Origin of the sequence: Leifsonia sp. NPDC058248, from assembly GCF_042881905.1 — a bacterium.
Classification (GTDB): Bacteria; Actinomycetota; Actinomycetes; order Actinomycetales; family Microbacteriaceae; genus Leifsonia.
On record NZ_JBHVXB010000004.1, the window covers coordinates 252,435 to 274,090 of the forward strand.

At 67.5% G+C, this 21,656-nt stretch carries 21 protein-coding genes, 1 tRNA gene and 1 other RNA gene; 13 read left to right on the top strand and 10 right to left on the bottom strand.

Features of this window, described 5'->3' with window-relative positions:
• The first annotated feature begins 129 nt into the window (after positions 1 to 129).
• The 8 genes from ACFVV5_RS08905 to ACFVV5_RS08940 all read left to right on the top strand — a co-directional run bounded on the left by ACFVV5_RS08905 (position 130) and on the right by ACFVV5_RS08940 (position 9,919).
• Positions 130 to 1,005, top strand: a complete 876-nt coding sequence (locus tag ACFVV5_RS08905) for an ABC transporter ATP-binding protein (RefSeq protein ID WP_387242375.1) — start codon at positions 130 to 132, stop codon at positions 1,003 to 1,005.
• 2 nt (positions 1,006 to 1,007) lie between these two features.
• Positions 1,008 to 2,252: an ABC transporter permease gene (locus ACFVV5_RS08910; protein WP_387242116.1), complete on the top strand. Its 1,245-nt coding sequence runs from the start codon at positions 1,008 to 1,010 to the stop codon at positions 2,250 to 2,252.
• Entirely contained in the window at positions 2,252 to 3,232 is a 981-nt protein-coding gene (locus tag ACFVV5_RS08915) for an NAD(P)H-quinone oxidoreductase (protein ID WP_387242119.1), read from the top strand. Before ACFVV5_RS08910 ends, ACFVV5_RS08915 begins: the two co-directional genes overlap by 1 nt.
• Before the next feature lie 123 nt (positions 3,233 to 3,355).
• Positions 3,356 to 4,387 (top strand): adenosine deaminase, encoded by a 1,032-nt coding sequence (locus ACFVV5_RS08920; protein ID WP_387242122.1) that lies wholly within the window; start codon positions 3,356 to 3,358, stop codon positions 4,385 to 4,387.
• A gap of 165 nt (positions 4,388 to 4,552) precedes the next feature.
• Positions 4,553 to 6,217 carry an ABC transporter substrate-binding protein gene (locus tag ACFVV5_RS08925; protein WP_387242124.1) on the top strand — a complete coding sequence of 555 codons (1,665 nt, stop codon included), beginning with the start codon at positions 4,553 to 4,555 and terminating at the stop codon, positions 6,215 to 6,217.
• Positions 6,214 to 7,986 carry a dipeptide ABC transporter ATP-binding protein gene (locus tag ACFVV5_RS08930; RefSeq protein ID WP_387242127.1) on the top strand — a complete coding sequence of 591 codons (1,773 nt, stop codon included), beginning with the start codon at positions 6,214 to 6,216 and terminating at the stop codon, positions 7,984 to 7,986. Before ACFVV5_RS08925 ends, ACFVV5_RS08930 begins: the two co-directional genes overlap by 4 nt.
• A complete protein-coding gene (locus ACFVV5_RS08935; protein ID WP_387242130.1) occupies positions 7,983 to 8,924 on the top strand; it encodes an ABC transporter permease in 942 nt (313 codons plus the stop codon). Before ACFVV5_RS08930 ends, ACFVV5_RS08935 begins: the two co-directional genes overlap by 4 nt.
• Entirely contained in the window at positions 8,921 to 9,919 is a 999-nt protein-coding gene (locus ACFVV5_RS08940; RefSeq protein ID WP_387242133.1) for an ABC transporter permease, read from the top strand. The genes ACFVV5_RS08935 and ACFVV5_RS08940 overlap by 4 nt, the downstream gene beginning before the upstream one ends.
• Positions 9,920 to 9,928: 9 nt before the next feature.
• On the opposite strand, the gene ACFVV5_RS08945 is transcribed toward ACFVV5_RS08940, so the two are convergent.
• The 3 genes from ACFVV5_RS08945 to ssrA form a co-directional block, all read right to left on the bottom strand.
• On the bottom strand, positions 9,929 to 10,225 hold the full coding sequence (locus tag ACFVV5_RS08945; protein ID WP_387242135.1) for a hypothetical protein: 297 nt from the start codon (positions 10,223 to 10,225) through the stop codon (positions 9,929 to 9,931).
• A 229-nt stretch (positions 10,226 to 10,454) separates the two neighbouring features.
• On the bottom strand, positions 10,455 to 11,228 hold the full coding sequence (locus ACFVV5_RS08950) for a GDSL-type esterase/lipase family protein (RefSeq protein ID WP_387242138.1): 774 nt from the start codon (positions 11,226 to 11,228) through the stop codon (positions 10,455 to 10,457).
• A gap of 131 nt (positions 11,229 to 11,359) precedes the next feature.
• Positions 11,360 to 11,755, bottom strand: a transfer-messenger RNA (tmRNA) gene (ssrA, locus tag ACFVV5_RS08955).
• A 126-nt stretch (positions 11,756 to 11,881) separates the two neighbouring features.
• On the opposite strand from ssrA, the gene ACFVV5_RS08960 reads away from it, so the two are divergent.
• On the top strand, positions 11,882 to 12,550 hold the full coding sequence (locus ACFVV5_RS08960) for an SIMPL domain-containing protein (protein ID WP_387242141.1): 669 nt from the start codon (positions 11,882 to 11,884) through the stop codon (positions 12,548 to 12,550).
• Between the two features lie 6 nt (positions 12,551 to 12,556).
• On the opposite strand, the gene ACFVV5_RS08965 is transcribed toward ACFVV5_RS08960, so the two are convergent.
• The 7 genes from ACFVV5_RS08965 to prfB form a co-directional block, all read right to left on the bottom strand.
• Positions 12,557 to 13,138: a DUF5666 domain-containing protein gene (locus ACFVV5_RS08965; protein ID WP_387242143.1), complete on the bottom strand. Its 582-nt coding sequence runs from the start codon at positions 13,136 to 13,138 to the stop codon at positions 12,557 to 12,559.
• 90 nt (positions 13,139 to 13,228) lie between these two features.
• Complete coding sequence (locus ACFVV5_RS08970) at positions 13,229 to 13,969, bottom strand: tyrosine-protein phosphatase (RefSeq protein WP_387242146.1); 741 nt, start codon at positions 13,967 to 13,969, stop codon at positions 13,229 to 13,231.
• Positions 13,970 to 13,982: 13 nt separating this feature from the next.
• On the bottom strand, positions 13,983 to 14,459 hold the full coding sequence (gene smpB / locus ACFVV5_RS08975; protein WP_387242149.1) for an SsrA-binding protein SmpB: 477 nt from the start codon (positions 14,457 to 14,459) through the stop codon (positions 13,983 to 13,985).
• A gap of 73 nt (positions 14,460 to 14,532) precedes the next feature.
• A complete protein-coding gene (gene ftsX, locus ACFVV5_RS08980) occupies positions 14,533 to 15,438 on the bottom strand; it encodes a permease-like cell division protein FtsX (RefSeq protein WP_387242151.1) in 906 nt (301 codons plus the stop codon).
• Positions 15,435 to 16,499, bottom strand: a complete 1,065-nt coding sequence (gene ftsE, locus ACFVV5_RS08985; RefSeq protein WP_387242154.1) for a cell division ATP-binding protein FtsE — start codon at positions 16,497 to 16,499, stop codon at positions 15,435 to 15,437. The genes ftsX and ftsE overlap by 4 nt, the downstream gene beginning before the upstream one ends.
• A 96-nt stretch (positions 16,500 to 16,595) precedes the next feature.
• A complete protein-coding gene (locus ACFVV5_RS08990) occupies positions 16,596 to 17,063 on the bottom strand; it encodes a GNAT family N-acetyltransferase (protein ID WP_387242157.1) in 468 nt (155 codons plus the stop codon).
• Positions 17,027 to 18,148 carry a peptide chain release factor 2 gene (gene prfB / locus ACFVV5_RS08995; protein WP_387242160.1) on the bottom strand — a complete coding sequence of 374 codons (1,122 nt, stop codon included), beginning with the start codon at positions 18,146 to 18,148 and terminating at the stop codon, positions 17,027 to 17,029. Before prfB ends, ACFVV5_RS08990 begins: the two co-directional genes overlap by 37 nt.
• Before the next feature lie 76 nt (positions 18,149 to 18,224).
• Between prfB and ACFVV5_RS09000 the strand changes: the two genes are divergently transcribed.
• The 4 genes from ACFVV5_RS09000 to ACFVV5_RS09015 all read left to right on the top strand — a co-directional run bounded on the left by ACFVV5_RS09000 (position 18,225) and on the right by ACFVV5_RS09015 (position 21,653).
• The gene (locus ACFVV5_RS09000) at positions 18,225 to 19,508 is read left to right on the top strand and encodes an MFS transporter (protein WP_387242163.1); all 1,284 of its coding nucleotides are present in this window, start codon (positions 18,225 to 18,227) and stop codon (positions 19,506 to 19,508) included.
• A gap of 57 nt (positions 19,509 to 19,565) precedes the next feature.
• Positions 19,566 to 20,603: an LLM class flavin-dependent oxidoreductase gene (locus ACFVV5_RS09005; RefSeq protein ID WP_387242378.1), complete on the top strand. Its 1,038-nt coding sequence runs from the start codon at positions 19,566 to 19,568 to the stop codon at positions 20,601 to 20,603.
• Positions 20,604 to 20,619: 16 nt separating this feature from the next.
• Positions 20,620 to 20,701, top strand: a tRNA-Leu gene (locus ACFVV5_RS09010).
• A gap of 208 nt (positions 20,702 to 20,909) precedes the next feature.
• Positions 20,910 to 21,653 (top strand): DedA family protein, encoded by a 744-nt coding sequence (locus ACFVV5_RS09015; RefSeq protein WP_387242166.1) that lies wholly within the window; start codon positions 20,910 to 20,912, stop codon positions 21,651 to 21,653.
• The last annotated feature ends 3 nt before the right edge of the window (positions 21,654 to 21,656 follow it).

Consider the following 21,656-nt stretch of genomic DNA (forward strand, 5'->3'; position numbering starts at 1 on the left):
ATTTCGTTGAATACAATAATCCCGACGAATCAGCGTGTCAAGAGCTACCTGCGGACACCGTCGATCGATAGGTTGGGGACGGTGAGCACCACAACCGACTCCCCTCTCGTGCACATCGCGAACTTCCGCATGGACTTCGGGCGCACCACGGTCATCCGCGACCTCTCGTTCGACATCCGGCAAGGGGAGACGTTCGGTTTCCTCGGCAGCAACGGTTCGGGCAAGACGACCACGATCCGCGCCCTCCTCGGCATCTATCAGCCCACCGCGGGCACCCTCCACATCGACGGACGCCCGTTCAGCCCCGAGGCCGGCGACCGTCTCGGCTACCTTCCTGAAGAGCGCGGCCTCTACAAGAAGGAGTCCGTGATCGACGTCATGGTCTACTTCGGCAAGCTCAAAGGCCTCGGCAAAGAGCAGGCCAGGCACTGGTCGCGCGACTACCTCGAACGAGTGGGCATCGGCGACAAGGAGAAGGTGCGCCTCGACAAGCTCTCGGGCGGCCAGCAGCAGAAGGTGCAGCTCGGCGTCACCATCATGAACGACCCCGAGCTGCTCATCCTCGACGAGCCGACCAAAGGCTTCGACCCGGTCAACCGCCGCCTGCTCATGGACATCATCGACGACCAGAAGAAGGCCGGCTCGACGGTGATGATGGTCACCCACCAGATGGAGGAGGTCGAGCGGCTCTGCGACCGCGTCATCCTCCTCAAGGACGGCGGCGCCCGCGCCTACGGAACGGTCGCCGAGGTGCAGGAGCAGTTCGGCGGCAGCGTCGTCCACGTCGACCACGACGGCGTCGTCCCGCCGTCGCCCGATTACACCATCGCCTCGGATGCGGGCGGACACGCCGAGCTCGAAGTCGCCAACGACGCCGACACCGCCGCGATCCTCCGGAGCCTGCTCGACGCAGGCCTCGACGTGACCCGGTTCGCCCCGACGCGCAAATCGCTCGACGACATCTTCGTCGAAGTGTACGGAGCCGAGAACAGGGAGCTCGACTGACCATGGCACAGCACAACCTCGGAACGGTCATCTCGTTCGAGTTCCTCCGCACCATCACCAAACGGCGGTTCTGGGCGATCACGCTGTTCATCCCGATCGTCATGATCGGTCTGATCACCCTGATCGTCGCCTCCAACGTCTCCACCGCCAACTCCGCCGACGCGCAGAAGAACGCCCGCATCACGTTCATCTACACGGATGCGTCGGGTCTCGTCGATCCCGCGGTCGCCGAGAAGCTGGGCGGCTCGCTCGCTTCCGGAGACGCCGCCGGAATCGCGGCCGTCAAGAACGGGGACACGGAGGCGTTCTTCGTCTACCCCGCGGACCCGGCGAAGGAACCGGTGCAGGTCTACGGGGCCGATGCCGGGCTCTTCCAGAACGGCAAGTACTCGTCTGTCGCGCAATCGCTGCTGTCGGCGAGCGTTCAGGAGCGCGTCGACTCGTCCACCTACGTCGCCGTGCTGCGCGACCAGGTGCAGACGACGACCACCACGTTCAAAGACGGCGCCGTCGCGCCCGGCTTCGAGGCCATCGTGCCGGCGTTGTTCTTCGTCGTCGTCTTCTTCATCGTGATCGTCTTCCTCGGCAACCAGATGCTGAACTCGACGCTCGAGGAGAAGGAGAACCGCGTCACCGAGATGATCCTCACCACGATCAACCCGACCAGCCTGCTCGTCGGCAAGGTGATCTCGCTGTTCATGATCGGGATCATCCAGATGATCGTGTTCTCGCTGCCGGTGATCATCGGCTACGTCTTCTTCCGATCGCAACTGTCGATCCCCGAGCTGGACCTTTCCGGGCTCGTGTTCGAGCCGCAGAAGATGATCGTCGGCGCCCTCCTCCTCATCGGAGGCTTCGCCCTCTTCACCGGGACGCTCGTCGCGGTCGGCGCGATCATGCCCACGGCCAAGGACGCCGCTCCGCTGTTCTCGGTAGTGATCTTCTCGATCGTCATCCCGCTCTACGCCTCGGGCTTCGCCATCAGCGCCCCGCAGTCCCCGATCGTCCAGGTGCTGGCCTACTTCCCCTACACGGCGCCGATCACCGCGCTGATCCTCAATGCGTTCGGCAGCCTCCCCCTGTGGCAGGCGATCATCATCATCGTTGAGCTGTTCGTGCTCTCGGCGATCGTGCTGCGCCTCGCCGTCCGGCTGTTCCGCTACGGGTCGATCGAGTACACGAACAAGGTCAAGATCCGGGATGTGCTCGGCCGGCGCACCTCCGTCGAACTGCAGCCGGGCCGCTGATGCGCGCGATCACGGTCCCCACACCGGGCGACGCTCACGTTCTGACTCTCGCCGAGCTGCCGGAACCCGTTCCCGGCGACCGCGAGGTGCTCATCCGGGTCGCCGCAGCCGGCCTCAACGGCGCCGACCTGTCGCAGCGGCGCGGGTACTACCCGTCTCCCCCGGGCGCAGCGGAGTGGCCGGGGCTGGAGGTCTCGGGCGAGGTCGCTGCGGTCGGCGGCTCGGTGACCGAATGGTCCATCGGCGATCGTGTGTGCGCCCTGCTGCCTGGCGGCGGATACGCGGAGCTGGCGACGGCAGACGCCGGCCTGGTGCTGCCCGTGCCGCCCGGCATCGACCTCATCGAGGCGGCGGGGCTGCCCGAGGTCGTCGCGACCGTCTGGTCGAACGTCTTCCTCAATGCGGGGCTCCTGCCGGGCGAGCGCCTTCTGATCCACGGCGGCTCGAGCGGCATCGGCTCGATGGCCATCCAGCTCGGCGCGGTGTTCGGAGCGACCGTGCTCGCCACCGCCGGAACCGCCGAGAAGGTGCAGTTCAGCCGTGAGCTCGGAGCCGACGTCGCCATCGACTACAACACGCAGGACTTCGTGGAGATCGTCCGCGACGCCACCGACGGACACGGCGCCGACGTCGTGCTCGACATCGTGGGCGGCGACTACATCGCCCGCGACCTCGACGCCCTCGCGATCGGCGGCCGCATCATGTCGATCGCCAACCGCAGCAACCGCCCGAGCACCCTCGACGTGAACCTGCTGATGCACAAGCGGGCACGCCTTTGGGGCACCACGCTGCGTGCGCGGCCGCTCGCCGAACGCGTCGCCATCATCGCTTCGGTGCGCGAACACGTCTGGCCGCACCTCGCGGCCGGCCGCGTGCATCCGGTCATCGACTCGGTCTACCCGTTCGAGGACGCGACGCAGGCGCACCTCCGCATGGAGTCGTCGCACCACCTCGGCAAGATCCTGCTGCAGGTGAGCTAGCGGTACCTCCCTGACCGCCGCACCCCACCGCTTTCGTTGAGGGGTGCGTAACGCATGCTCCGGGCGCTTCGGAGCGTGCGTTACACACCCCTCAACGTGTCGAGGCGGTGAGAGGATCGAAGCATGACCGAAACCGGCACCGGCGTAACCGGCCCCACCGACTCCGCCCTGTTCGCCCTGCCGAAGGCCGAGCTGCACCTGCACATCGAGGGCACGCTCGAGCCGGAGCTCGTCTTCGAGCTCGCCGGCCGCAACGGCGTCGGCCTCCCCTACGCCTCCGTCGACGAGCTGAAGACCCACTACGACTTCAGCGACCTCCAGTCGTTCCTGAACCTCTACTACGCCACGATGGACGTGCTCCGCACCGAGAGCGACTTCGCCGAGCTCACCCGCCGGTATCTGGCCACGGCGGCCACCCAGGGGGTGCGGCACGTCGAGCTGTTCTTCGACCCGCAGGCGCACACCGCCCGGGGCATCCGGCTCGAGACCGTCGTCGACGGGATCGGGGCGGCCCTCGACGAGGCCGAGCGCGACCTCGGCATCACCAGCGGGATCATCCTGAGCTTCCTCCGCGACCAGCCGGTCGACGCCGCCGAGATCATCCTCAGCGTCGGGCTCAGCCGAATCGACCGCATCATCGGCGTCGGGCTCGACTCGGCCGAGGTCGGCCACCCGCCGTCGCTGTTCGCGCATGTCTTCGCTCGGGCGCGGGATGCGGGGCTCCACGTCGTCGCCCACGCCGGCGAGGAAGGACCGCCCGAGTACATCCGGGAGGCGATCGACCTCCTCGGCGTCGAACGGATCGACCACGGCATCCGGGCGATCGAGGACCCGGAGCTGGTGGCCCGCCTGGCCGGCGAGAGGATCGCGCTGACCATGTGCCCGCTGTCGAATGTGCGGCTGCGCACGATCGGCGACCTGGCCGAGCATCCACTGCGCCGTCTGGATGCCGCGGGAGTGCGCGTCACCGTCAATTCCGACGACCCGGCCTACTTCGGCGGCTACGTCGGCGACAACTTCGTCGCCGTGCGCGACGCGCTCGGTGTCACCGCCCAGGAGGCCGAACGGTACGCGCGCACGTCGATCGAGGCCTCGTTCGCGCCGGATGCCCGCAAGCGGGAATTGCTGTCCGAAGTCGACGGCTGGCTCGGCTGACCGTCGGGGCAGACCGCCGCGTCCGCCACGCAACGTCACATCGATTCGCTATCTGCGCGCTCTGGGGAGAGGATCGATTCTTGTGCGCCGAACTCCGACCGCGAGGCCGCAGTTCGTCGGGTGCGCACGCCCGAAGGTCATGAAGACCGAGAAAGAGGCCACTGCATGAAACATCTCAAGAGCGTTGGTGTGCTCGCCGTCGCGGCAGCACTGGTATTGACCGGATGCTCGTCCGCAGCGTCGAGCGCGGGAGGTACGTCGGGGGCGACCGCCAAGGGCGGAACCCTCACCATCCTGACGGCGCAGACCCAGATCGACCTGGACCCCGCCAAGAGCCAGAACCTGGCCACCACGTCCCTCGGCCTCATCGCGCGTCGCCTGACCACCTGGCAGATCAGCCCGGATGCTCCGGCGAAGGTCGTCCCCGACCTGGCGACGAACACGGGCACTCCGAGTGACGGCGGCAAGACCTGGACGTACACGCTCAAGAGCGGACTCAAGCTCTCCGACGGCTCGCCGATCACCTCCGCCGACATCAAGTACGGCGTGGAGCGCTCGTTCGCGGCCGAACTCTCCGGCGGCCTCAGCTACCACAAGTCGCTCCTCGTCGGGGGCGCCGCCTACAAGGGCCCGTACACCGGCGGCGACCTCGCGTCGATCGAAACGCCGGACGCGAAGACCATCGTCTTCCACCTCACCAGCTCCTACGGCGACTGGCCGTGGATCGCCTCGATGCCGGCGTTCGCCCCGGTTCCGAAGGCGAAGGACAACCCGACGACCTACGGCCAGAACCCGGTCGCCAGCGGCCCGTACATGGTGAAGTCGAACCAGCAGGGCACCGCGCTCACGCTGGTGCGCAACCCCGACTGGTCCGCGTCCAACGACTCCGTGCGCACGGCCGGACCGAACAGCATCGTGTTCAAGATGAGTCAGGATGCCGGCACGTCCGCGCAGTCGCTGATCGCCGACACCGGCGACGCGAAGAACTCCTTCGGCGCCCAGTACCTCGGCGCAGCACAGCTCGCCCAGGTCGAGAAGAACCCGACCGTCAAGGCGCGGGTCGCGACGTCGAAGGCCGGACCGCTCGGCTACCTCGCGATGAACACGCAGAGCGGCGCTCTCAAAGACCTCAAGGTCCGCCAGGCCATCCAGTACGCCGTCGACAAGAAGGCCTTCATCATCGCATCGGGCGGCGCCAAGACGGCGACCGCTGCGACGACGCTGATCACTCCGGGCATCCCGGGACGCGTCGACTACGACCTGTACCCGGCCGGCCCGGACGGAGACGTCGCCAAGGCGAAGTCGCTGCTCAAGGAGGCCGGACACTCGACCGGGCTGAACCTGACCCTGCTCACGCAGAACGACTCGGCGTCGCTCGCCCAGGCGCAGGCTTTGCAGCAGGGCATCGAGCGCGCCGGAATCACAGTCACCCTCAAGCCGGAGGATGCGAACACGTACGACGCGGACTCGACGGCCGACACGGCGAACTACGACTTGAACCTCTCGTACTGGCAGCCCGACTTCCCGAGCGCGAACAGCAACATCCAGCCGCTGTTCGACTCGAGCCAGATCGGTGGCGGCGGCTACAACGCCGCCCGCTACTCCAGCCCCGAGGTCGACCAGCTGATCGCGCAGGCCACCGCCGAGGTCGACCAGAAGAAGGCGCAGGCGCTCTGGGCAGAGGCCGACAAGCGCATCATGCAGGACTCGCCCGTCGTCCCGCTGACCTACACGAAGCAGTCGTTCCTGCGGGGCTCCAACGTGGAGAACTTCTTCATCGCGTCGTTCCCCGCGTACCCGAACTACCTCAAGGTGTCGCTGGGCAAGTGAGTTCCGAACACACGGCGCCCGTCCTGGAGGTGAGCGGGATCTCGATCTCGTTCACCGCCCAGGACGGTTCGGCGCGCCCGGCCGGACCTGCGGTGGTCGACACGGTCAGCTTCGAGCTCCAGCGCGGGCGGGTGCTCGCCCTGGTCGGCGAGTCCGGCTCCGGCAAGAGCGTGACGGCGATGTCGACCCTGGGCCTCCTGCCCGAAACGGCGGTGGTCGAGGGGAGCATCCGGCTGAACGGCGAGGAACTGCTCGGCGCGTCCGGCGAGCGGCTCCGGCAGGTGCGAGGAGGCCGCATCGGCACGATCTTCCAGGAGCCGATGAACGCCTTCAACCCGGTCGTCAGCATCGGCAGCCAGATCGCCGAAGCGCTTCGAACGCACCGGATGACGCCCGACCGGGCATCCACTCGGCTGCGCGTCGCCGAGTTGCTGCGGTCGGTCGGTCTGCGCGACCCCGAGCGCATCGTCCGCTCGTATCCGCACGAGCTCTCCGGCGGACAACTGCAGCGTGCGATGATCGCCATGGCGATCTCCTGCGATCCGGTGGCCCTCATCGCCGACGAGCCGACGACCGCACTCGATGTGACGGTGCAGGCGGGCATCCTGGACCTTCTGCGTGAACTGCGCGACCGCAACGGCATGGCGATCCTGCTCATCACGCACGACATGGGCGTTGTGGCCGACCTGGCCGACGACGTCGTGGTGATGCGCGACGGGTCGGTCGTCGAGCGAGCCGAGGTCGCCGAGCTCTTCGCACACCCGCGGGAGGACTACACCCGCGCGCTCCTCGCCGCGGTGCCCCGGCTGGGCGATCTGCGCGAGGAGACGGGCTCCCAAGACCGTCCTCCGGGCGGCGCTGTCGGCGTGCCTGCGGGAGACGGGGCAGCGGCGGAGCTCCGCGGCGCGACCATCGTCTACGGCGCCCGCAGCTTCGGCCGCCGTGGCGCACCGGCGGTCGACGACGTGAGCTTCCGGATCGAGCGCGGCCGCGTGTTCGGGCTCGTCGGCGAGTCCGGCTCGGGAAAGTCCACGATCGGGCGCGCACTCGCCGGCCTCGTGCCGCTCTCCGCGGGCTCTGTCGCGGTAGACGGGGTCGACCTGGCGACGGCCTCGACGGCGGAGGTGCGCCGAGCCCGCACCCGGATCGGCTACGTCTTCCAGGATCCGGCGTCGTCCCTCAACCCCCGGTACACGATCGGGCAGTGCATCCAGGAGCCCCTCCGGCTGCACACGCGTCTGACGGCGTCCGAACGCGCGGCACGGGTGCGAGACCTGCTCGTCGCCGTGCAACTCGAACCCGCGATGGCGGAACGCTTCCAGCACGAATTGTCCGGCGGTCAGCGGCAGCGCGTCGCCATCGCCCGGGCGCTCGCCCTCAACCCCTCGCTGCTGATCGCCGACGAGCCCACCAGCGCGCTGGACGTCTCCGTCCAGGCCACGGTGCTCGAACTTCTCCGCGAACTGCAGCACGAGTTCGGCTTCGCCTGCCTCTTCATCAGCCACGACCTCGCCGTGGTCCAGCAGCTGGCCGACGACGTCGCCGTCCTGCACAACGGGCGGATCGTCGAATCCGGTCCCGCCGATCGCGTGCTCCTCTCCCCGCATGACCCGTACACGCGGCGACTCCTCGCGGCAGCGCCCGTCGCCGATCCGGCCGCTCAGACCGTTCGGCGCGCATCCTGGCGGATGCTCGACGAGCAGGTCGCCGCACACGGGCGCCCCGGCGCGAACGAGCCCGCCGCCAGCGAGGATCGGGCGATCGCATGACGACAGCAGCCTCCCTCGAAGCCGACACCGTCCCGGCACGCAAGACCGGATTCCGGCACGTCGTCGCGCACCTCCGGACCGACCGCTGGGCCAGCGCCGGCGCGATCACCATCGCCGTCTTCCTGCTCGCGGCGATCTTCGCCCCACTGCTCACGGCGATCAACGGCCAGAACCCGTACACCTACCACCTGGATGCGCTCGACGACTCCGGCGCCCCGCTCGGCTTCGGCGGCGGCATCAGCCTGACCCACTGGTTCGGGGTCGAACCGCTGACCGGCCGCGACCTGTTCTCGATCGTCGTCTACGGCGCTCGCACCTCCCTGCTCGTGGGCATCAGCGCGACCATCCTGTCGGTCACGGTCGGCGTGCTCGTCGGAATCACCACCGGGTACGCCGGCGGCTGGTACGACCGGGGCATGAGCCGCGTGATCGACATCATGTTCGGCTTTCCGAGTCTCGTCTTCATGATCTCCCTGACCGCGATCGTGCCGACGGCGTTCCCCCGCCCTGCCCTGATGATCCTGGTCATCGGGTTCTTCGGGTGGCCTCCTGTCGCCCGTGTGGTCCGCGGCCAGACCCTGTCGTTGCGAGAGCGCAACTTCGTGGTCGCGTCCGCGGCGATGGGCGCGCGCCCCCTGCACATCCTCGTCAAGCAGGTGCTGCCGAACGTGGCCGCGACGATCATCGTCTACTCGACGATCCTCATCCCGAGCATGATCGGAACCGAGGCGGCGCTCTCGTTCCTCGGCGTCGGCGTCCCGCCGCCCACGCCGTCGTGGGGCCGGACCATCGGCGACGCCGTCAACTGGGTGCAGGTCAGTCCGATGTACCTGGTGTTCCCCGGCGCCGCGCTGTTCCTCGTCACGCTCGCTTTCAACGTCTTCGGCGACGGCTTGCGCGACGCCCTCGACCCTCGCCGTGCACGGAGGACCCGTTGAGACTCGCCGCCTTCATCGCCTACCGCCTGCTGGGCGTGCTCGTCGTGCTGCTGGTGATCGCCACCGTCACCTACGCGATCTTCTACCTGCTTCCGACGAACCCGGCCCAGCTGAGCTGCGGTAAGCCGTGCACGCCCGAGAACCTCGCCCGCGCCAAAGAGTTCATGGGCGTCGACCTGCCCTGGTTCGAGCAGCTCTGGAACTTCCTGAAAGGCATCGTCGTCGGCCGCACCTTCGGGAGCGGCCAGGCTGCGGTCGTCTGCCCGAGCCCTTGCTTCGGCTACTCGTTCCAGCAGAACGCGACCGTCACCGACCTGATCCTGTCCCGCTTCCCCGTCACCGCCTCGATCGCGGTCGGGGCGGCCGTCGTCTGGCTTGTGTTCGGTGTCGCCGGCGGCGTCTTCTCGGCCCTCCGGCGCGGCACGGCTCTCGACCGCGGCATCATGACGCTCGCGATCGCGGGCGTCTCGACGCCGAGCTACCTGGTCGGACTCCTCGCGATCCTCCTCTTCGGCTTCACCTTGCAGATCCTGCCGACAGGCGGCTATGTGCCGTTCACCGACGATCCCGTGCAGTGGTTCCTCCATCTCGTGCTTCCGTGGTTCACGCTCGCCTTCATCAGCGGCGCGATCTACGCCCGGCTCACCCGCGGCCAGATGCTCGAGGTGATGGGCGAGGACTACATCCGCACGGCGCGGGCCAAGGGCCTTCGCGAGTCGCAGGTGGTCGTGCGCCACGGCCTTCGCAACGCGCTCATCCCGGTCGTGACGATCTTCGGGCTCGACCTCGGCGCGCTGCTCGGCGGCGCGGTGATCGCCGAGAAGGTCTTCTCGATGCAGGGCCTGGGTGCGATGCTCATCGACGCCGTGCACGGACTCGACCTGCAGCTCGTGGTGGGCTTCACGCTGTTCTCGGCGTTCCTGATCGTGATCGCGAACCTCATCGTCGACCTCGTGTACGGCCTCGTCGACCCGCGCGTGAAGGTGCGCGCCTGACGCTCCCGGTCAGGACTCGGAGCGCAGCGACCCTGGTAGGAACGGCAGCCACGGCGCCCGGTACACGAACCGCGCCGGGCCTCCGGCGGTGACGACGACCTCGGCCATGCCGAACTTCCACACCCGGTTGTACAGGAACACGCTCACCCGCGCAGAGCCGTCGACGGGGATCTGCCAGGTGCCGGTCCCCCACTGCGCTGGATGCCCGTGCCCGTCGAACACCACCGTCGGCTTCGGGTACCACCCGACCGCCGGCTTGCGGAGAGTGAGTTCGATGCGGCTCGGGCCGGGTGACGGTTCTGGCACACGCACAGCTTATGGCGACGGCCCGATCTACGTCTTCCTCGGACCGCCGCCCCCTCGGCCGGGGACGCGGCGTTGTCGTCTGTCCCGATACAGTCCGATCACCGCGGACTTCCCGGTTTGGTCGTAGGATACGCCGATCCCCGGGAGGCGCAATAGCCACCGCCGCAATCGTGCCGAACTTTGCTCGGGGTCGGCCGGCCGATGCGCTTGAGGGTCTGCGGGTCGACTGTCAGCGGAGGGCGCCGACGGCCAGCAGCGACCTGGCGATCGCGGCCGCGTATGCCAGGTTCCCTAGCACGTTGGGGTGGAAGATGTTCGGGCCCGAGAGAACGAACCACGGATATGGGCTGTCCGCCGTGTGGCCGGTAAAGGCCACAGCGACGTAGCGGATGTGAGCGCCTGCTGCAGCGACACTGGTCACGGCGCCCTGAATGGTCGAGTTGAGGGCCTGCTCCGCGGTGTACAGCGGCCCGGTGGAGACCAGCGGCGCGTAGCCGGTGACGAGGATCGTCGCGCCCGGCGACGCTGCCGCTATGAGGGAATACGTCGCGGCGAGGTTCGCATACAAGGCGGGCAGCTGGGCTTGGCGCGCCTGGATTGCCGCTGCACAGGCCGCGGACGCCGGGTTGGCGGCGCAGACGGCCTGCAGCCCGGCGACGTCCAGGTCGTTGGCGCCCACGGTGACGGTGACGAGGCTGACGCTCCGGTTGACCGCGCTGATCTGGCCGGCGATGACGGTGCCCGTCGTCGCTCCGGCGCAACTGACGTCACTGACCAGCTTCACGCTCGGCAGTTTGTCGAGCAGGAGGGGGTAGCTGGAGGCGGTATGCGTGCAGTCGGTGGCCTGCCCCGCGGCGTAGGAGTCACCGAGCGCGACGTAGCGCAGCGGATCATGCCACGTGCTGGCGGACGCCGGCACCGCCGTCCCCATGCTCAGCCCCACCGCGGCGAGGGCGGCGAGAGCAACCGTGAGCAAACGTGAGCGAGCTCTGCTGATGCGCATGGCCGGAGCCTACGCCCCGCACCACCCGGCGACAATAGCGACAATGTCTCATGTTTCATGACCGAACCCGAAGAAGGCCCCAACTTCCCCGGAATTCCGCGGATCTCCAACAGCGTGTGACAGCGACCTGATGGTGGAGATGGGGGGAATTGAACCCCCGTCCACTGCTGTGGTCATATGCCTTCTACGGGTGTAGCCAGTGAAAGCGTTCTACTCGGCTCCGGAATTTGCCACTGGCATCTAATCCGACGAGCCCAGTCTCAGTTGAAGTCCCTCTATGCCCTCAGACGAAACATAGAAGCAATCTCTCTAAATTACGCCAGGATCCGGGTAGAGAGCATTCCCGGTCTGACGGTCTCTATAAGTTGCGAAGAGAGAACTTACGCCGCGAGGGCGAAGTCTGCCTTGGCAGAGACAGTGCTGTTTGAATTGGCACTTATAGTTTGCAGACATCGTTTACGAGATAAGCCTGCATCCTCGACCCGCTTCTCATAGTCTCGCAGGCAATGTCGAAACCGATCATCCCCATGCGCGGCCGGTGAGGCCGGGTCGCTGTCACACGCTGTTGAGTTTTCCAGATACACGTCGCCATCGGATGGCGAGCTACTCATCTTATAACAACGAGCAGCAGCGTTCTATGCCACCATCGAGAAATGGCCGAGACGATCATCACCGTGCAGGGCGAGTACGAGCTCCACCACCCCGCCGAGCGCGGCACCGTGCGGCTGTCCATCGCCTATCAAGGCGAGCAACGGGATGAGGTCCTCGCCCTCGCCACCCAGCGTCACCTCTCGCTCACCAGCGAGCTCCGCGACATCCACCATCCGCAGTCCGGGCCGGTCACCTGGTGGGCATCCGACCAGCTGCGGGTGTGGGGCGAGCGCCCCTGGAACCAGGACGGCATCCAGCTCCCGGTCGTCTTCCACGCGGAGGTCGGGGTCGACGCCAAGTTCAGCGACCTCGCAGCGCTCTCCGACTGGGTCGGTGTGGTCTCGCTGCTCGACGGGGTGAACGTCTCCGGCGTCACCTGGGCGCTGACCGAGGCCCGCAAGCAGACGCTCGTGCAGGAGGCCCGCCGCCGCGCGGTCGAGAACGCCGTCGCCAAAGCCACCGTCTACGCCAGCAGTCTCGGCCTGGCCACGCTGAAGCCGCTCGCGATCAGCGACCCCGGGATGCTCGGCGACCACTCGTCTCCGGCCCAGCCGCTCCAGCCGATGTTCGCCCGCGCGATGTCGAACGATCTCGGCGGCGGCACCCTCGCCCTCAAGCCCGAGGACATCACGATCGCCGTGCAGGTGCACGCACGCTTCTCCGCCTCCTGACGGGGGTCAGCCGCCCGTGCCGGGCGTCGCCGGCGACCCCGGCTGCGACGGAGGCCGCTGCGAACCGTTCGGTATCGCCACCACTCGTGAGGCGACGATCGTGTCGCCGCTGCGGCTCCCCGCCACCGCGACTTCGTCGCCCGCCGCGAAGTCGGAGGCGCTCTTCGACTCGCCGGGCGCGCCGAACACCGTCGACGAGGTGATTCTCACCGTCACCGCGCCACCCCGCAGCGTCTCGATCTTCCAGGTCTTCCCCGAGATCGAGGCGATCGTTCCGCGGATCACTCCGCGCTGCTGCTGCTGCTGCTGCTGCTGCGGCTTCGGTTGCTGCTGACCCTGCTCCTGCTGCGGACCAGGGGCTCGGCGGCCCCCCTCGCCGTGGAGCGCGTAGGAGTGGCTCACCTGCATCACCACCGAGGTGACCGCGAAGATACCGACCCCCGTTCCTCCGAGGAGGACGACCAGCGCGAGCACTCCGGTGGCGATCGCGAACGCGAGCCCGTGCCGCCGGTAGAACGGCTCCGGCTGTTGCGGTTCGACCGGCGGCGGCGCCGGGACCGGCCGGTACTCCGGCTGATTCGCATCCATGTCCCTATCGAACCACCGACAGGCGTCCGCCGCGCTGGGAAGTGTTTATGAATACCTGTGAGCCGCCCGGAGCCCGCTCGCGCGCGGCCCTCAGGCCGGCTCGACCAGCACCGACCTCAGCTTCGCCAGCTCGAGCTCGTCGACACCGGCGTCGAGCAGATACTGCCGCACTCCCCCGCGCTCGCGGTCGATCCGGTCGAGCACGTGCTCCAGCGCCTCCGGCGGACTGCCGCCCATGATGACCCGCAGGTCGGGCGTGAGCTCGACGCCGTGGCTCTCGACCAGCTCGAGCATCCCCTCGAGCCACGGCCCAGCGAGGTAACCCTGGGTCTGCGCGTAGTCGGCCACCACGGTCTCGCGGTCCACGCCGACGGCCAGCAGCCCGAGCGCGACGACGATGCCCGTGCGGTCCTTGCCCGCGGTGCAGTGCACCACCACACCCTCGTCGCCGGTGTCGGCGATCTCGCGCAGGGCCGCTGCCACCACATCCGTGTGCTGGAAGACGATCTTGGCGTAGAGGTCGTCGAGCGTCGCGCCGATCGTCGACTGCGAGGCGCCCGAACCCTCGAACACCGGCAGCCGCAGCACGTCGACGTCGAGTCCGTCGAGGTCGTCGGGCATCGCCTCGGTCTCGAAGTCGTCGCGCAGGTCGATGACCACCTTCACGCCGAGGTCGCGCAGGTCGCCCTTGCCGGCCTCGCCGAGCGCGTGCAGTCCATCCGAACGGAACAGCTTGCCCGTTCGCGTCACGCCACCATCCGCTGCGTACCCACCCACATCGCGGAAATTGTACGTACCAGGAACCGGGATGCGTTTGGCGGCAGCGGTCATAGCGGCGGTCTGCTCACTCTCCGAGGTGGCGGCGACTCGACATGGCGCGGTCCGCCTCCCGCTTGTCCTGACGTTCACGCAGGGTCTGGCGCTTGTCGTACTCGCGCTTGCCCTTGGCCACCGCGATCTCCACCTTCGCACGGCCATCGCTGAAGTAGATCTGCAGCGGGACGAGCGTGTACCCGCCCTCTTTGACCTTGTTGTGGATCTTCAGGATCTGGGCCTTGTGCAGCAGGAGCTTGCGCTTGCGGCGGGGCGCGTGGTTGTTCCAGGTGCCCTCGGCGTACTCGGGGATGTGCACGGCGTCGAGCCAAGCCTCCCCGCCATCGACGAAGGCGTAGCCGTCGACGAGTGACGCACGACCGGCCCGCAGCGACTTCACCTCGGACCCCGTCAAGACCAGGCCGGCCTCGTAGGTGTCTTCGATGGTGTAGTCGTGGCGGGCTTTACGATTGGTGGCCACCACCTTCTGGCCACGTTCCCTGGGCACAGCACACTCCTGACGCGTTCGATCGGATGCCGCCCGGCACCATGTGCCGGGCAGCCAACCAGTCTATCCCGAACTACACCTTCAAATAGCGCGAGATCGCGAAGTTGGCCGATATGGCGGCCAGGATGATGCCCACCAGCAGCAGGATCGGCGCGACGACCAGCGCATCCGACTCGCTGACGAAGTTGATCGACTGGATCTTGTCGGCGAGGTAGCCGCGGATGAAGAAGTGCACGATCGAGTACACCGCCCCGGCGGCCAGGATCGACCCGATCAGCGCGGCGAACACGCCCTCCAGGATGAAGGGGGTCTGGATGAACCGGTTCGAGGCGCCCACCAGGCGCATGATCCCGAGCTCCCGTCTTCGCGAGAACGCCGACAACCGGATGGTCGTGGCGATCAGCAAGGCCGCCGCCACCAGCATGAGCGCGGCGATGCCGATCGCCGTGAAACTGGCCGCGTTGAGGATGGAGAAGATCTGATCGAGGTAGCTGCGCTGGTCGACGACGCTCTGCACGCCGGCCGCGCCCGAAAGGGTCTCGGTGAGCACCGCCGATTGGCTCGGGTCCTTCAGGTTGATCCAGAACGCCTGCGGGATCATCTGCGGCGTGACGAAGTCCGCGATCTGGTTGCCCTTGAACTGCTGCTTGAACTGCTCGTAGCCCTGCTTCTGGTCCTGGAAGTAGTACTTCTGGATGTACGGCGAGAGCTCCGGCGACTCGAGCTGCTTCTTCACGGCGGCGATCGACTGCTCGGAGGCGGCGCCGCCCGGGCAACCGTCCGTCTCGAGGCACATGTAGACCGCGACCTGGGCCCGGTCGTACCAGTAGTTCTTCATCTGGCCGATCTGCATCTGCAGAAGCACGGCGGCGCCGACGAAGGTGAGCGAGATGAACGTGACGAGGATGACGGAGATGACCATCGACACGTTGCGGCGGAGGCCGTTGGCCGCCTCCGACCAGATCAGGCCGAATCTCATTTGGTCGGCCCCACATTCTGCTCGCCCGTGCGGTCGCTGTCGTCGCGGAGGCCGCGAAGGTCGAGGTTCGCCGTGAAGTTCAGGTGGTCGGGCAGACCCTCGGCACCTTGCGGGGCCGGAGGCACGGTCACTGACTCCTCCACGGGCTCCGGCTGCACCTGCTCGGTGAACACCGGCGCTGCCTGCGGGGGCACGGACTGGACGGGAACGGACTGCGTGGGAGCCGGCGAGGAGACCGGTGTCTGCGGCGCGGACGTCGGGATCTGAGGACGACCCATCGGCGACGCCTGCACCGGCGCGTACGCGAGCTGCTCGGCGGGCACGCCGACGGCATCCGGGTCTGCGGGCGCGAGGTGGCTTGCGGTCGGAATCGCCGCGGTGACGCCGTAGCCGCCATGACGCTCGTCGCGCACGATCTGGCCGTTGACCAGTTCGATCACCCGGCGCTTCATCTGGTCGACGATCGCCGCCTCGTGGGTGGCCATCAGCACGGTGGTGCCGCTGGCGTTGATCCGCTCCAGCACGGCCATGATGCCGGCGCTGGTGGTCGGGTCGAGGTTTCCGGTCGGCTCGTCCGCAAGAAGCACCTGGGGCTTGTTCACCACGGCGCGGGCGATCGCCACGCGCTGCTGCTCACCACCGGAGAGCTCGTGCGGGAGTCGCTGGGCCTTGCCGTCGAGTCCGACCATCTTGAGGACATCCGGCACCGCCTCCTGGATGAACCCCCGCGACTTTCCGATGACCTGCAGCGTGAACGCCACATTCTGGAAGACGGTCTTGTTCGGCAGCAGGCGGAAGTCCTGGAAGACGACACCGATGTTGCGGCGGAAGTAGGGAACCTTGCGGCTCGAGATCGTGCCCAGGTCTTGCCCGAGCACGTGGATCTTCCCCTTGCTGGGCCTCTCCTCTTTGAGGATCAGCCGGAGACAGCTCGACTTGCCCGAGCCGGACGCGCCGACGAGGAAGACGAACTCCCCGCGCAGCACTTCGAGGTTGATGGCGTTGAGTGCCGGGCGCTGTGTGCCCGCGTACTGCTTGGATACGTGTTCGAACCGGATCATGACTTCTAGAGACTAAGCAACGCGGGACCGATCCGCAGCAACGACATGCCCGGGGACTCAACCCTGATAGGCCTCCGAGTGAATGCCGGATGCTCCCTATCCCGCGTAACGGAACGTATTGGTGTCGCGGCGGACGAAGCCCACCGACTCGTAGAGCCGGATGGCGGCTACCCGCGACGGTCGCGAGGTGAGATCGAGGGTGCGGATACCCTGCTCTCCTGCCCGCGCGATCATGGAGGTGAGGAGCGCTCTGGCCACGCCACGGCCCCGGGTGCTCTCATCGACGACCACGTCGTCGATGTGCCCTCGCACGCCGGTGGGGATCGGGTAGGTGACGAGGGTCGCCATGCCCACGATCCCGCCGTCGAGGCGGGCGACGAACAGTTCGGCGGATTCGCTCGAGACGACCCGCTCCAGCAGGTCCCGGTCGAATGCCGCGCTCGACGAGAGCTGCGGCAGGAGCGCGATCACCGCATCCGCGAGCTCGTCGTCGAGGGCGCCCGCGACACTGACGCTGAGCGCGTCGGTCACGACTGCGCCTCGGCCTTCGCGCCGGCGCGCCACCGGATGCCCGCAGCGATGAACCCGTCGAGGTCGCCGTCGAACACGTTGCTGGGGTTGTTCACTTCGTAGTCCGTGCGCAGGTCTTTGACCATCTGGTACGGCGCGAGCACGTAGCTGCGCATCTGGTCGCCCCAGCTGGCGGTGATGACGCCCGCCAGCTCCTTCTTGGCGGCGGCCTCCTGCTCGCGCTGCAGCAGCAGCAGGCGGCTCTGCAGCACGCGCATCGCGGCGGCGCGGTTCTGGATCTGGCTCTTCTCGTTCTGCATCGAGACGACGGTTCCCGTGGGGAGGTGGGTGATGCGTACAGCGGAGTCGGTGGTGTTGACCGACTGTCCGCCCGGACCGGAGGAGCGGAAGACATCGACGCGGATGTCGTTCTCGGGGATCTCGATCGACTCGGTCTCCTCGATGAGCGGGATGACCTCGACGGCGGCGAACGAGGTCTGGCGCTTGCCTGCGGAGTTGAACGGGCTCATGCGCACGAGGCGGTGGGTGCCCGCTTCGACGCTCAGCGTGCCGAAGGCGTAAGGCGCGTCGACCTCGAAGGTGGCCGATTTGATGCCGGCTTCTTCGGCGTAGCTCGTGTCCATCACCTGCACCGGGTACTTGTGGTGCTCTGCCCAGCGCAAGTACATGCGCAGCAGCATCTCGGCGAAGTCGGCCGCGTCGACACCGCCGGCGCCGGCCCGGATCGTGACCACAGCGGGCCGCGGGTCGTACTCGCCGTTCAGCAGGGTCTGCACCTCGAGGTCGCCCAGGCTCTTCTGCAGAGACTCGAGCTCGCTCTTGGCCTCTGCCGCGGTCTCTTCGTCGCCTTCGCCGTCGTTGGCCATCTCGACGAGCACCTCGAGGTCGTCGAGGCGCTGCTGGATCGAGTTGATGCGCGCGAGCTCGGTCTGACGGTGGCTCAGCGCGCTGGTCACCTTCTGCGCGCGCTCGGTGTCGTCCCAGAGATCGGGGACGCCGGCCTGCTCGCTGAGCGAGGCGATCTCGGCGGTGAGCGCGTCGACGTTCACCACGGAGCGGATGTCGGAGAACGTGGAGCGCAGTTCGGCGATGGCCTGCGAAAGATCGATTTCAATCATGTCGGGGACCAGCCTACCGGTGCGTGCTGCGCACGGGCCGAGCATCCGGCCGAGTCAGTTGTAGTGTGTTAACGACATGACTTCCGACGAGCGCCCGTTCTCTTTCCGCTCCGTCGCACTCGCCGCCTTCCTCCCCACACTGCTGTTCTCGATCGGCGAGGGCGCGATCATCCCGATCATCCCGATCGCCGCCGGCAACCTGGGCGCCAGCCTCGCCATCGCCGGGCTGATCTCGTCGATGGTGATGCTCGGCGAGCTGGTCGGCGACATCCCCAGCGGCTGGATCGTGTCGCGTTTCGGCGAGCGCACCTCGATGATCTACGCCGCCGTCGTCGCGATCCTCGGCGTCGGCATCTGCCTGATCGCTCCCAACTACTGGGTGCTGATGGGCGGCATCTTCCTCGTCGGACTCGCGACCGCCGTGTTCGCGCTCGCCCGGCACGCGTTCATGACGTCGTACGTCCCCGCGAAGTACCGGGCGCGCGCCCTCTCGACCCTCGGCGGTATCTTCCGCGCCGGCTGGTTCATCGGGCCGCTGATCGCGTCGGTCGTCATCGCGCTCACCGGCTCGACCCAGTCGGTGTTCTGGATCTTCATCATCAGCTGCCTCGGATCGGTCGTGGTGCTCATCGCCCTGCCCGACCCCGAGACGATGTTCGGCCCCTCGCCGACCGTCTCCGTCGACGGCGAGACGCTGAGCGCGGGCGAGGAGGAGGCGGAGGAGCGCACGCGCGGACTGTTCCGCACCATCTGGTCGTTCCGGGCCGTGCTCGCGCGCATGGGAACGGGCGTCGCACTGATCGGCGCCATCCGGTCCGCACGAACCGTGCTGATGCCGCTGTGGGCGGTGAGCATCGGGCTGAGCGAGTCGAACACCGCGCTCATCATCGGTATCGCGGGTGGAGTCGACTTCGCCCTCTTCTATGCGAGCGGCCAGATCATGGATCGCTGGGGCAGGATGTGGAGCGCGATCCCGTCGATGCTCGGGCTCTCGGCGGGCTTCCTCACACTGGCGTTCACGCACGATCTGGATGCCCGGGTCGGCTGGTACATCGCCGTGTCGCTCTTCCTGTCGGTCGCCAACGGCATCGGCTCCGGCATCATCATGACTCTCGGCGCGGACCTCGCACCGAAGGACCATCCCGCTCCGTTCCTCGGCGCGTGGCGTTTCGCGGGCGATGCTGGGCAGGCGGCGGCGCCGTTGCTCGTCTCCCTGCTCACAGCGCTGGTGTCGATCGCCTTCGCCAGCGGCGTTGTCGGCATCCTCGGGCTGGTCGGGGCCGGCATTCTCGCCCGTTACATCCCCCGCTACGTCCCGCGCCGTCCACCCGGCCTGTCACGCCCGCCGCTGGCGGAATAGTCTCGGATCGACAGCGTTTGGTGTGTATGCAAACGCATACAAGCAGACAGGATTGCGATCATGGCGAAACTCGAACTCGGCATCGACACCTTCGGAGACGTCACGCACGGCTCGGACGGTCAGCCCCTCCCCTACGGCCAGGTGCTCCGCAACGTCGTGGAAGAAGGAGTGCTCGCCGACCAGGTGGGGCTCGACTTCATCGGCATCGGCGAACACCACCGCGAGGACTTCGCCGTGTCCGCGCCCGAAGTGGTGCTGGGCGCGATCGCCGGCCGCACCCGCGACATCCACCTCGGCACCGCCGTGACCGTGCTCAGCTCGGACGACCCCGTGCGCGTGTTCGAACGGTTCGCCACGCTCGACGGCGTCTCGAACGGACGCGCGGAAGTGATCCTCGGCCGCGGGTCGTTCATCGAGTCGTTCCCGCTCTTCGGATTCGACCTCACCCAGTACGAGGAGCTCTTCGACGAGAAGCTCAACCTCTTCGCCGAGCTCCGCAAAGAAGAGCCGGTCACCTGGAGCGGCGGGCTGCGGGCATCCCTCGAGAACCAGTCGGTGTACCCGCGCCTCGAGAACGGTCCGCTGAAGACCTGGGTCGGCGTGGGCGGCAGCCCCGAGTCGGTGGTCCGCGCCGCTCACTACGGGCTCCCCCTGATGCTCGCCGTCATCGGCGGAGGCCCGATGCGCTTCCAGCCGCTCACCGACCTCTACCACCGGGCCCTCGAACAGTTCGGGCATCCCACCGACCTCCCCATCGGCGTGCACTCCCCCGGCTTCATCGCCGCCACAGACGAAGAGGCGAAAGAGATCCTGTGGCCGCACTACGAGGTGATGACGAACCGCATCGGCGCCGAACGCGGCTGGCCCCCGGCGGCCCGCGCGCGCTTCGAGCACGAAGCCGGAGCGGACGGAGCGCTCGTGGTCGGCTCCCCGGAGACGGTCGCGAAGAAGATCGCGTACGCCGCCACCGGTCTCGGCCTGACGCGCTTCGACCTCAAGATCAGCAACGGAACCCTGGGCCACGACCACCTGATGAAGGCGATCGAGCTGTACGGAACCGAGGTCGCGCCCCGAGTGCATGAGCTATTGTCGTAGCCGCGCCCAGCGCGTCGCGGGAGTGGTGAAATTGGCAGACACGCAGGATTTAGGTTCCTGTGCTTTCGAGCGTGAGGGTTCAAGTCCCTTCTCCCGCACTTTCTAGGACTCCGAGGTTCACGTCCCTTCTCCCGCACTTTCTAGGACTCCGAGGTTCACGTCCCTTCTCCCGCACTGATTAAGACGCCGAGCGTCGGCGTATCAGACCACGGGATGATCTTTCGGGCGGCGCACAGGATTCGCACCGATTCCGCAGCCGAGCGCCGCTAAACTCTGAGCATCCCGCTTCCGCTCCCCTGGAGAATCTTGATCCATCACGCTGCACTCATCCCGTGGCTCGACCCGCACGCCATCATCACCGGCGCCGGGCCCTGGGCCCTCGTCGTGGTCTGCGCGATCGTGTTCTCCGAGACGGGTCTGCTCGTCGGTTTCCTGCTCCCGGGCGACACTCTACTCGTCATCTCCGGCCTCCTCACCAACACCTCGCTGGTGTTCGGAGTCGACATCTGGTGGGTGGCGCTCGCGATCGCGTTCGCGGCCTTCCTCGGCGGCGAGGTCGGCTATCTGATCGGGCATCAGTTCGGGCCACGCGTCTTCGAGCGCAAAGAGACCGGTCTGTTCAGCATGGAGAACGTGCGCCGCACCAACAAGTTCTTCGAGCGGTTCGGCGCCCTCGCCGTCATCCTCGCCCGGTTCGTGCCGATCGTGCGCACCTTCGCCCCGGTCGCCGCCGGCATCGGCCACATGAACTACAAGAAGTACTCCCTCTACAACGCGATCGGCGCGCTCCTCTGGGGCGCCGGGCTCACCTACTTCGGATTCCTGATCGGCTACATCCCGCCGGTCGCCGACTTCGTGCAGAAGTACATCGACGTCATCCTGATCGGCGCGGTGGTCGTGACCCTGGTCCCGACCCTGTTCCACTACTTCACGTCGACCCGCAAGGCCAAGAAGGCCGCGGCGGCGAAGGCCGACGCCGAACGACTGCCGACCGACGACGAGGTCACGCTCGACCCCAGCGTCTTCGGCAAGAAGCCGTCCGAAGGCTGACGC